12 protein-coding genes and 1 pseudogene are annotated in these 10,268 nt (G+C 71.2%); 8 read left to right on the forward strand and 5 right to left on the reverse strand.

Translation table 11 applies throughout. The features are described 5' to 3' along the window. The 4 genes from KDK95_RS32465 to KDK95_RS32480 all read right to left on the reverse strand — a co-directional run. On the reverse strand, positions 1 to 1,075 hold a 1,075-nt coding region (locus KDK95_RS32465), incomplete at its 3' end, for an ABC transporter permease (protein ID WP_212522184.1). A 168-nt stretch (positions 1,076 to 1,243) separates the two neighbouring features. Further along, positions 1,244 to 1,843, reverse strand: a complete 600-nt coding sequence (locus KDK95_RS32470) for a GNAT family N-acetyltransferase (protein ID WP_212522185.1) — start codon at positions 1,841 to 1,843, stop codon at positions 1,244 to 1,246. Between the two features lie 38 nt (positions 1,844 to 1,881). Then, on the reverse strand, positions 1,882 to 2,445 hold the full coding sequence (locus tag KDK95_RS32475) for a P-loop nucleotide/nucleoside kinase family protein (RefSeq protein WP_212522186.1): 564 nt from the start codon (positions 2,443 to 2,445) through the stop codon (positions 1,882 to 1,884). 85 nt (positions 2,446 to 2,530) lie between these two features. Beyond that, positions 2,531 to 3,295 carry a MerR family transcriptional regulator gene (locus tag KDK95_RS32480; RefSeq protein WP_212522187.1) on the reverse strand — a complete coding sequence of 255 codons (765 nt, stop codon included), beginning with the start codon at positions 3,293 to 3,295 and terminating at the stop codon, positions 2,531 to 2,533. A gap of 316 nt (positions 3,296 to 3,611) precedes the next feature. Between KDK95_RS32480 and KDK95_RS32485 the strand changes: the two genes are divergently transcribed. The 8 genes from KDK95_RS32485 to KDK95_RS32520 all read left to right on the forward strand — a co-directional run bounded on the left by KDK95_RS32485 (position 3,612) and on the right by KDK95_RS32520 (position 10,064). After that, complete coding sequence (locus KDK95_RS32485) at positions 3,612 to 4,472, forward strand: SAM hydroxide adenosyltransferase (RefSeq protein ID WP_212522188.1); 861 nt, start codon at positions 3,612 to 3,614, stop codon at positions 4,470 to 4,472. A gap of 75 nt (positions 4,473 to 4,547) precedes the next feature. Then, positions 4,548 to 5,447, forward strand: coding sequence for an ABC transporter substrate-binding protein (locus tag KDK95_RS32490; protein ID WP_307844850.1), 900 nt, complete (start codon positions 4,548 to 4,550; stop codon positions 5,445 to 5,447). A gap of 117 nt (positions 5,448 to 5,564) precedes the next feature. Continuing rightward, the gene (locus KDK95_RS32495) at positions 5,565 to 6,470 is read left to right on the forward strand and encodes an amino acid ABC transporter permease (RefSeq protein ID WP_307844851.1); all 906 of its coding nucleotides are present in this window, start codon (positions 5,565 to 5,567) and stop codon (positions 6,468 to 6,470) included. Continuing rightward, positions 6,467 to 7,288, forward strand: a complete 822-nt coding sequence (locus KDK95_RS32500; protein WP_212522189.1) for an amino acid ABC transporter ATP-binding protein — start codon at positions 6,467 to 6,469, stop codon at positions 7,286 to 7,288. Before KDK95_RS32495 ends, KDK95_RS32500 begins: the two co-directional genes overlap by 4 nt. Positions 7,289 to 7,490: 202 nt before the next feature. Further along, on the forward strand, positions 7,491 to 8,582 hold the full coding sequence (locus KDK95_RS32505; protein WP_212522190.1) for an AI-2E family transporter: 1,092 nt from the start codon (positions 7,491 to 7,493) through the stop codon (positions 8,580 to 8,582). 56 nt (positions 8,583 to 8,638) lie between these two features. Beyond that, positions 8,639 to 9,244 carry an NAD(P)H:quinone oxidoreductase gene (gene wrbA / locus KDK95_RS32510; RefSeq protein ID WP_212522191.1) on the forward strand — a complete coding sequence of 202 codons (606 nt, stop codon included), beginning with the start codon at positions 8,639 to 8,641 and terminating at the stop codon, positions 9,242 to 9,244. Positions 9,245 to 9,328: 84 nt separating this feature from the next. After that, positions 9,329 to 9,589: a DUF2630 family protein gene (locus tag KDK95_RS32515; RefSeq protein WP_212522192.1), complete on the forward strand. Its 261-nt coding sequence runs from the start codon at positions 9,329 to 9,331 to the stop codon at positions 9,587 to 9,589. 229 nt (positions 9,590 to 9,818) lie between these two features. Further along, positions 9,819 to 10,064: a three-helix bundle dimerization domain-containing protein gene (locus KDK95_RS32520; RefSeq protein ID WP_212522193.1), complete on the forward strand. Its 246-nt coding sequence runs from the start codon at positions 9,819 to 9,821 to the stop codon at positions 10,062 to 10,064. A gap of 60 nt (positions 10,065 to 10,124) precedes the next feature. Here KDK95_RS32520 and KDK95_RS38435 read toward each other — a convergent pair. Then, positions 10,125 to 10,268, reverse strand: a pseudogene (locus KDK95_RS38435) (acetoin utilization protein AcuC); the annotation flags it as partial.

Raw genomic sequence — 10,268 nt, forward strand, 5'->3', positions numbered from 1 at the left:
GCCGGCCCACCGCCGACATCGTGAACAGCGCGGCGACCAGGAACGCGGCGAGCAGCACGCCGATGGAGAGCCACTTGCCCAGGTTGTTGGCGAGCGAGGCGGTCGAGGCGAGCGAGCCGGAGACCGAATTGGCGAGCTCGGCCGAGGTGGAGACGGTCGAGCCGGAGGCCGTCTTCGAGATCTCACTGGCCACGGCGCTGATCTGGGTGCTGCTGGCCGCCTTCACGTAGACGGTGGTGACCTTGCCGGTCTCGCTGGAGATCTTCTGCGCCTCGGCCAGCGGGATGTAGTAATCCTCGCTGGCCGACGTCGTGACGATCCCGACGACCGTGAACTTGGCGCCGCCGAGCGTCACGGTGCTGCCGACCTTGATGCTCTTCTGGGTGGCGTAGCTGGAGGTGACGACCGCGACGGCGGAGTTCGCGTCGGCGGAGGTCAGCTCACGGCCGGACTTGAGCGTCACCGAGGACATCGGGCCGATGGACAGGTCGGAGACGTCCACGCCCTCCATGGTGGTCTGGTTGAAGCTGAAGCTGCCCGAGGGCGGGCCGGCCGAGAAGCTGCCGCCGCCCGAGCTGCTGCTGGTGCTGCCGCCGCTGGGCGCGTTGCCGGTGGTGCTGCCGGAGCTGGAGGAGGACTTGTTCTGGGTGAAGCTCTGAGTGAGCGAACCGCTGACGTTGATGTCCGAGAGCGAGAGGCTGCCGACCGCGTCCGAGACGCCGGACAGGGCCTTGATCTTCGTCAGCGTGGCCGAGGTCAGCGTGCCCGAACCCTGCGACACCGACGCCGTGTCCTGCGAGCTGCTGGTGGTCTTGGTGCCGGTGGTGGTCTGCGACTGCCCCTTGATGTCGAAGCTGCCCGCGCCGCCGGATCCGCGGGTGGCGGTCTGCGTCACGGTGATGTCCGTGCCCACTCCGTACAGCGATTTGAGAACGTCGTTCTGGGCCACCTTGACACCGGAAGAGGCGGCGCTGACCGCGATCGTCAAACCGATACCGAGCGCCAGGCCGAGCGCGATGACGAGGGCCTGGCGACTGCGCCTGCGCAGCTCCCGGCCCAGGTAGGTGAAGAACATCTATGGCCCCTGATGTCTTGGTCGAGGACGTGGATACGGCGCGGACGCATGGACGCCTCTGTGCCGCGGGTACGACCAAGAAATCTGGGCTCACGGTCTAGGCCGGGAGTGAGCCATGCATGAAAACGCTCTTAGTCACCGAACCGTGACTCGATTCTTGGTTTGCCTTCAGGAGGGTTCGGAAGCTCCGTCGGTCGCCAGCCGGGCGTGCAGATGGGAGTCGTGCCGCGAGCCGTCGTGGGCCAGGAAGGAGCCGCGCATCGTGCCCTCGAGCCGGAAGCCGGCCTTCTCGGCGACGCGGCAGGAGCCGGTGTTCACCAGCGCGTGGTCCAGGACGATCCGGTGCAGGCCGAGGCCGCCGGCGCGCTGCGGGGCGAAGGCCCAGCGGGCCACGACGTCGAGGGCCTGCGGCGCGACGCCGCGGCCGCGGGCGCCGGGGGCGGTCCAGTAGCCGGCCACGGCCTGCTCGGGCAGCCGGTTGATGTCGCGGATCCCGACGGTGCCGAGCAGCTCGCCGGTGGTCGCGTCGACGACGGCGAAGTTGGCGGCGGCGCCGGAGGCCCAGCCCTGCTCGCGCACCCGCAGCCAGATGGCGGCGCGCTCGGCCTCGGGCGCGCGGGCGATGGATATGCCGGTGTTCCACAGGGCGATGCCGGGGTCGCGCAGCGCGGCGGCGACCGCGGCCTCGTCGCCGGGTTCGGTGGGACGCAGGTAGAGGCGTCCCGCGCTGAGGTGGACGGGTTCCAGGAGATTGCGCGTGGCGGTCACGCCTCTTTCTACCAAAAGGCGCGTAAGGCGGGCGAAGCCTAAGCGGCGCTGTGCGCGAGGACCCATTCCACGATCGGTTCGAGTTCGACGGCGCCGGTGGTGTCCACCTTCAGCACCGGGCCGACGGTCAGCGGCTCGGCGCCGAGCCAGTCCCGGTCGTAGTCGGCCGGGTCGGAGGTGTCGCCGTGGATCGGGTGCCGGGACCCGTCGCGTGCCCGCCGCACGAAGCGGTCCCTGGCCAGTTCGGGCGCGACCTCGCACAGCACGGTCACCGTGTGCTCGATTCCGGCCCGCTTGAGCCCGGCCTCGACGAAGTGCGCCCGGTCGCGCGGCCACCAGGATTCGAGGATCGCGCCGCCGGCGGCGTCGGCGGCCAGCGCCCACATGGTCTCGGAGGCGGCGGCGCCGTGCGCGTTGCTCCACTCGCGCCGCGCGTGGCCCTCCTTGGGGGCTATCCCGAACACGTCGGAATATGCTTCCTTGATGATGTCCTTGCTGATCAGCGGCAGATTCATCCGGCGGGACAGGGAGCGGGCGAGGGTGGTCTTCCCGGCACCCGGCAGACCGTTGACGACGACCATGCGCCGACGTGGGTTATTCACGAACCCTGTGTCTACCGGGTTCCCGGGGCGCGCGGCAAGAGCGGCTGAGAGCACGTCAGCCGCTCCGCCGTCGGGCAAGGCCGGCCTAGCCGAGCCGGGTGCGCGCGTAGTGCGCGATGGCGTCCCGGTAGTACGCGGCGAGACCCACTGCGATCTTGTCGTACGTGGCGGTGAAGCGGGGGTCGTCCACGTACATGTTGCCGACGCACGCGTACGCCTCGGCGCTCGGCGTCCACCAGCGGCATAGGCCGACGTAGTGCTCGTGCACAGCCTCCTGCACGGCCTCGTCGTCCACCGGCGTGTGCGCGACCATGAATTCGGCCATGCGGACCATGTTCGCGGTGGTCTCCTTCTGGATGCGCTCCATCTCCTGCGCGCTCATCGCCGCGGCACGGCGCTGCGACTCCGCGAACTCCTCGGGCCAGCGCTCGCGGGCCTCCTCGTCGTACTGCGAGCTGTCGAAGCCCTCGAACAGGTTCTCCGGACGGTTGATGGACACGTCGCCTCCTTCGTCGTGCGCTGATTCCTCGAGTTCCCGGATGGTGCGGGCCACGGTCGCGGCCAGCGTGCCGAGCCGGTCGCGCTCGGCGAGCAGCCGCCGGTGGTGCGCGCGCAGCGCCGCGACGCGGTCGGTCTGCTCGTCGAGGATCCGGCCGATCTCCGGCAGGCCAACGCCGAGCTCGCGCAGCACCAGGATCTGCTGGAGCCGCAGCAGCTGCTCGGGCCCGTAGTGCCGGTAGCCGTTGCCGGCGACGTAGGCCGGGCGCAGCAGGCCGATGTCGTCGTAATGGCGCAGGGTGCGCGAGGTGAGGCCGGAGATCTTGGCCACCTCGGCGATCGACCAGGACACCACCGTGCTCCTCTCCTGGGGCGCCGCCCGCTCGGGACTCGGGAAGCCGCAGGTCGCGGCCTCGTGGACGACGGTACGAGTTGACGCTACGGCAAGGTCAAGGCGGATTGCGGAGCCGCTCGCGCCGTGTGTTAAGGTTCCCGCCATGACCGCTGGCTTCGCGATGATGATGCGAATGATGCCCCGCTCCCCGGAGGCTCTTCGCTAGCGAAGCCGTGCGCGCACACGACGCGTGACCCCCTCCGGACTCCGGAGGGGGTCTTTGCTTTCCCCGGAACTCCCCCGCCGTTCTCTCCGCCAGAAAGAGACGACCCCCATGTCGAACCCGCCCGTCATCTCGCTCACCGACTGCACCGACCCGAACGCCGTGGCCAGGCAGAGCGCCCGCCTGGCCACCCTGTTCGGCAGCACGCCGACCGTGCTCCCGCTGTGCGGCGCGGACCCGGAGGGCACGGCCGCGCTGACCCTGCTCGACGTGCTGCGCTCCACCGAGCTGCTCGGCGCCGCCGGGGAGCCGACCGTGATCCTGGTGAACATCGCCCCGCGCGACGGGCACTGGCCGAACGGCGTGCCGTTCTGCTACTTCCGGGTTCGCGAGCACCTGGTCGTCAGCACGCTGAATCCGCGCGTGCTCGCGCCGCTGCGCCGCTACCTGGGGGTCGAGGCGGTGGAGGTGACCGATGTGCGCGAGGTGCTCGAGGCCGCGGCGGCGGGCTGGGCCCGGTTCACCCCCGCGCAGGTCGACGAGATCGCGCGCACCCAGTTCCGCAGCCTGTGGTACGTGCCGCTGCTGGCCCGCTGGCTGGTCGACGGCCGGCCGGTGCCGTCCGTCGCCCGCGCCGTCGAGGGCCCGGCCGAGCCGTCTCGGATCCGGGTCGCGGTGGTGGACAACTTCGGCAACTGCAAGCTGGACGCCCCGGCCGAGCAGCTGCCCGGCTACGCGGCGGGCGGCGCGGTCCCGGTGCTCGACCGGGAGTCCGGGGCCGCGCGCGAGGTGCCCTGCTACCCGCGGCTGGTGGACGTGCCGCGCGGCGAGCCCGGGATCGTCACCGGCAGCTCCGGCTACGGCTTCGCCGAGCTGGTCGTCCGCGGCGGCTCGGCGGCCCGCGCCTTCGGGCTGCGGGAGGGCGACACGCTGGCCCACGCCGCGCAGTCCGAAGCCGTTCTCGTCGCTTAGAACTCTCCGTCTCATTGACTGAGACGTCCGAAAAGCAGATATCATCACTCCCACCCTCGACCTGAAAGTACCCCCGTGTCCTCACTGCGTTCACTCAGCCCGCGCGGCCGCGCCGCCGCGATCCTCGGCGCCGCAACCGCCGTCGCCCTGCTCGCCTCCGCCTGCGCGCCGAAGAGCGACACCACCTCGTCCGCGGCCGCCACCGGCTCCGCGTCCGCCTCGTGCTCGGCGAGCTCGCTCGCGCTGTACAAGTCGGGCCAGCTCACCGTCGCGACGGACTCGCCGGCGTACTCCCCCTGGTTCGACAACAACGCGCCGTCGGACGGCAAGGGCTTCGAGAGCGCCGTGGCCTACGCCGTGGCCAAGGAGCTCGGCTTCAGCTCCAGCCAGGTCAAGTGGACCACCGAGTCCTTCGACAACTCCTACGCGCCCGGCGCGAAGAACTTCGACTTCGACATCAACGAGATCTCGATCACCTCCACGCGCGCCAAGGCCGTGGACTTCTCCACCGGCTACTACGACGTCAACCAGGGCGTGCTGACCCTGGCGAGCTCGAAGTACGCCAAGGCCACCTCGCTGTCCGCGCTCAAGGGCGCGAAGATCGGCGTGCAGGTGTCCACCACCAGCTACCAGGCCGTCGAGAACGAGATCAAGCCGAGCGGCTCGCTCTCGGTCTACAACACCACCGACGACGAGGTGAACGCGCTGAAGAACGGCCAGGTGGACGCGATCGTCACCGACATGCCGACCGTCTTCTACCTCGCCAGCGCCGAGCTGACCAACGGCAAGATCGTCGGCCAGTTCAACTACGACGGCGGCACCCCGGAGCAGTTCGGCCTGCTGCTGCAGAAGGGCAGCAAGCTGACCGGCTGCGTCGACCAGGCGCTCGCCAAGCTCAAGTCGAGCGGCGAGCTGGCCTCGATCACCAAGCAGTGGCTCGCGGACTCGGCCGACGCGCCCGAGCTCGCGCAGTAGCGGACGGGCAGCGGGGTCTCCGTGACTCGGCCGATCAGCAGAGACAGTCAGCCCAAAGACAGCCGGCCCGCAGACACTCAGCCCACATACAGCAGACGCAGAGATAGTCAGTAGACAGTGACAGAGAACACCACGGCCGCCACCGGCCCGACGACGACCGACAGCGACGGCTACGCGCCGAGCGCCGTCCGGCTGGACCGCGAGCGCTACCGCCGCGGCCGCCGGCGGCGGGACGGCCTGATCGCCATCGGGTGCACCGTCGGCTTCCTCGTGCTGGTCTGTGTCGGCCTGGTGTCCTCGCCCGGCTGGGGCCGGGTGCACGAGTACTTCCTGAACGGCACCGAGTTCCGGCGCTACTTCGGCGCCATCCTGCACGGCTTCTGGCTCAACGTGCAGATGTTCGTCGGCTGTGAGATCTGCATCCTGGTGCTGGGCCTCGCCTTCGCCCTCGTGCGCACGACGACGGCGCCGGGCCTGGCCCCGCTGCGCTGGAGCGCGATGCTGTACGTGGACGTGTTCCGCGGCGTGCCGACCCTGCTGCTGGTCTTCCTGGTCGGCTTCGGCCTGCCGGCGCTCCAGCTGCAGGGCACCCCGTCCTCACCGGTCGTGCTCGGCTGCATCGCGCTGGTGCTCTCGTACACGGCGTACGTCGGCGAGGTCTTCCGCGCGGGTCTGAACTCGGTGCACCCGGCACAGCGCAACGCGGCGAAGGCGCTGGGCCTGAGCGAGCGGCAGACGCTGCGGCACGTGATCCTGCCGCAGGCCGTGCGCAACGTGGTGCCGCCGCTGCTCAACGACTTCATCTCGCTGCAGAAGGACACCGCGCTGGTCGCGGTGCTCGGCCCGCTCGAGGCGCTGCGCGTCGCGCAGATCAACGCGGACTACGACTTCAACTACACGCCGTACCTCGCTGCGGCGCTGCTGTTCATCCTGGTGACCATCCCGCTCACCCGGTACGCGGACTGGCTGCAGGCGAAGGCCGTCCGGCGGCAGTGGGCGGAGACCGGAGGTTCAGGACGATGAGCGTGATCATTCCCGGCGAGGGCGTTCCCTCCAGCGGCGTCCGCGGTGGCGCCGCCGGCGGCGGCGTGAGCGGCGGCGGCGAGGCCCTGCTGCGCATCCGCGACCTGCGGAAGTCCTACGGCGGCCGTGTCGTGCTGCGCTCGATCGACCTCGACGTCTCCGAGCACCAGGTCGTCTGCCTGATCGGCGGCTCCGGCTCGGGCAAGTCGACGCTGCTGCGCTGCGTGGACCTGCTCGACACGGTCGACGACGGCACGATCCACCTCGGCGCGACCGAACTCACGGACCCTCGGCTCGACGCCAACGCGGCACGGCGGCGGATCGGCGTCGTGTTCCAGTCATACAACCTGTTCCCGCACCTGAGCGTGCTGGAGAACGTGACGCTGGCCCCGCGCAAGGCGCACAAGGTGCCGCGGCGCGACGCCGAACAGCGTGCGATGGAGCTGCTGGGCAGGCTCGGCCTCGCCGAGAAGGCGCGGGAGTACCCGGACCGGCTCTCCGGCGGCCAGCAGCAGCGGGTGGCGATCGCGCGAGCGCTGGCGACCGAGCCGGAGCTGCTGCTGCTCGACGAGATCACCGCGGCGCTGGACCCGGAGCTGGTCGGCGAGGTGCTGGACGTGGTCGGCGACTTGAAGCAGCGCGGCATGACGATCCTGATGGCCACGCACGAGATGGGCTTCGCGCGGCACGCCGCTGACCGGGTCTGCTTCCTCGAGGACGGAGTGATCCGCGAGCAGGGCACCGCCGAGCAGGTGCTCGGCGACCCGCAGCACCCCTCGACGCAGCGCTTCCTGTCCCGGGTGCTCGAACACCGCTGAGCCGCCGTGGCCGGGCGCTGTCGCCGACGGCGAGACCCCGGCCGCCAGGAGAAGAACCCCGCCAGAGGCGGCGGATCCGCCGCCGCCCGGCGAACCGGCGGCTGTGATCGCTCTCCGCGGACGGCCGCCGGCTCCCCCTTTCGTCCACCGGTGGATGTAGCGCCCGGCATCTCCGACCGCCCGCGTGGGTAGGCGGCCGACCATGGATCAGCAGCCGGGTCGCCGGACGGTCGGTCCCGGCCTGCGCCGGGCCGCGGACTACGCCTGGCGGCTGCTGATCCTCGGGGTGGCGCTGTACGTGCTGTTCCGGGTGGCGGTGCGCTTCGAGCTCGTCTTCATCGCGCTGTTCATCGCGCTGATCCTGACCTCGCTGCTCTGGCCGCCGGTGCGGCTGCTCTCCCGCTCGATGCCGCGGCCGCTCGCGGTGCTGGCCACCGCGCTCGGCGGCCTCGCGGTGCTCGGCGGGCTCGGCTGGCTGGTGACCGACTCGGTCGCCAACGAGTCGGGCGACCTGTCGAGCGAGTTCCGCGGCGGCGTGGACCGGATCCGCACGTGGCTGCAGGGCGCGCCGTTCCACGTCAACCCGCAGACGCTCACGAACCTGCAGAGCAGGCTGACGACGTGGCTCTCCCAGCACAGGTCGACGCTGATCAACCAGGCGGTCAACGAGGCGGGCCGGCTCGTCGACGTCGTGACCGCGCTGGCGCTTGCCGTCTTCTGCGCGATCTTCTTCACCGTCTCCGGCGACCGGATGTGGCGCTGGTTCCAGCAGCAGCTGCCGGAGGGCTCGCGCGAGACGTGGTCGCGCTGCGGGCGCACGGCCTGGCAGACCTTCGCCGGCTACACGCGCGGCATCGTCCTGGTCGCGGCGGCGAACGCGGTGATGGTCGGCATCGCGCTGCAGATCCTGCGCGTGCCGCTGGTGCTGCCGCTCACGCTGCTGGAGTTCCTGCTGAGCTTCATCCCGCTCATCGGCTCCCCGATCGCGCTGGCCGTGGCCACGATCGTCGCCCTGGCCAGCCGCGGCGTGACCACGGCCGTGATCGTGCTCGTGCTGATCGTGGTGATCGGGCAGATCGAGGGGCACGTCCTGCAGCCGTTCGTCATGGGCTGGGCGGTGCGGCTGCACCCCGTGGTCGTGGCGATCTGCGTCATCGCCGGAACCTCGCTCGCCGGCCTGGCCGGGGCGGTCGTCGCCGTCCCGCTGGTCTCGATCGGCTGGGCCGTGTGGCGCGCATTGCGGGAATCGCGGGAATTGCCCGATCCGGAGTTTGACAGTAGCCCGCACGGGTGAACCGCTCTCGCGTCCGGGACGCACCGCCGTTCCACCGGAGAGAAGGGAATCCGTTCATGAGTGTCCGCGTAGCGGTGATCTACTACAGCGCCACCGGCAACGTCCACGCCCTCGCGTCCGCCCTCGCCGAGGGCGCCGCCAAGCAGGACGCCGACGTGCGCCTTCGCCGCGTGCACGAACTCGCCCCCGACACCGCCATCGACGCCAACCCCGCGTGGCGCGCGCACGTCGACGCGACCAAGGACTCCGTCGAGGAGGCGACGCTGGAGGACCTGGAGTGGGCCGACGCCTACGCCTTCGGCACCCCGACCCGCTTCGGCACCGTGACCGCGCAGCTCAAGCAGTTCCTCGACCAGACCGGCGGGCTGTGGCAGCAGGGCAAGCTGCAGGACAAGCCCGTCACCAGCTTCACCTCGTCGGCGAACCGGCACGGCGGCCAGGAGTCGACGATCCTGTCGCTGAACAACGTCTTCTACCACTGGGGCTGCCTGATCGTCCCGCCCGGCTACACCGACCCGCTGCTCTACGCCTCCGGCGGCAACCCCTACGGTGTCAGCTGGCCGTCGGGCGGCGGCGAGGGCCCCGACGAGGCTACCCTCGAAGCAGCGCGCTACCAGGGCCGTCGCCTCGCCGAGACCGCCGCGAAGCTCAACGGCTCGTGACGGCTCGCCCGGGCCTGGACGGCGCGTAGCAGGTCATGACGGCCCGCAAGCGCAGTACTCACGGTTACCAGGAGGTCGAGCGCCATGGCTGACGCCAACGCGGAAATCCACCGCCGCATCAACGATCTGATCGACGAGGAGCACCGCCTGCGCGGCGACGGCGCCCCGGGCGACGAGCCCGAGGTGCCCGACGCCGACCGCCGGCGCCGCCTCGCCGAGCTCGAGATGCAGCTCGACCAGGCCTGGGACCTGCTCCGCCAGCGCCAGGCCCGCCGCGAGTGGGCCCAGGACCCGGGCCGCGCCCGCGAGCGGCCGACCCGCGTGGTGGAGAACTACGAGAGCTGAGCCCCCGGGAGGAGATACGCCGGGCCGGCCTTCGCCGCGCGGGCCGAGCCGCGGCGCCGGGCCGGTCCTGCCTCGCGTCGGGGCGCCCGGCGCCGCGCCCGGCTCGCGCGTCCGCGCGTTCGCCCTCCCGCAGACGTGGCGCCGGCGGCTCCGATTCACCGGCCCAGCGCTAGAAAGCTCTAGGCATCTACCTGTTGCCTCTAGGTGGTTCCTCGGTCACCCTGTGATTATGACCACGGCATCCGCGGCGGACCCCCTCATCGCTCCGCCCGACGTGACCCCCGCCGAGCGCGACGCGATCAGCAGGATGACCGCCCACCTGACCGCCGCCTACGCGCCCGGAGTCCCGGCCGATCAGGTGGTTGCCACGATCCAGCGGATCTACCGGGGCTTCGCCGAAGCGCACATCCGCGACTTCGTCCCGGTGCTCGTGGAACGCGCGGCCATCCGCGAGCTGGGGCGCCCGGCGGCCTGAACGGGCCGGTCGCCGATCATCGGGCATGGCCGCCGGCCGGGCGGTCAGCGCGGCCGAACCTCACGGCTGCGGGTCCAGTCCGTGCTCCGGGAAGACCGCCGAGCGGGTCGCGCGGATGGCGCGGTCCACGGCGTCGGCGGGGTCGTAGCCGTCCACCCAGCGGCGGAAGGCGGCCGGGCGGCCGTCGGTCATGCGGGTGGGGGC

Source organism: Actinospica acidithermotolerans (assembly GCF_018139625.1).
In the GTDB taxonomy this organism is placed as follows: domain Bacteria; phylum Actinomycetota; class Actinomycetes; order Streptomycetales; family Catenulisporaceae; genus Actinospica; species Actinospica acidithermotolerans.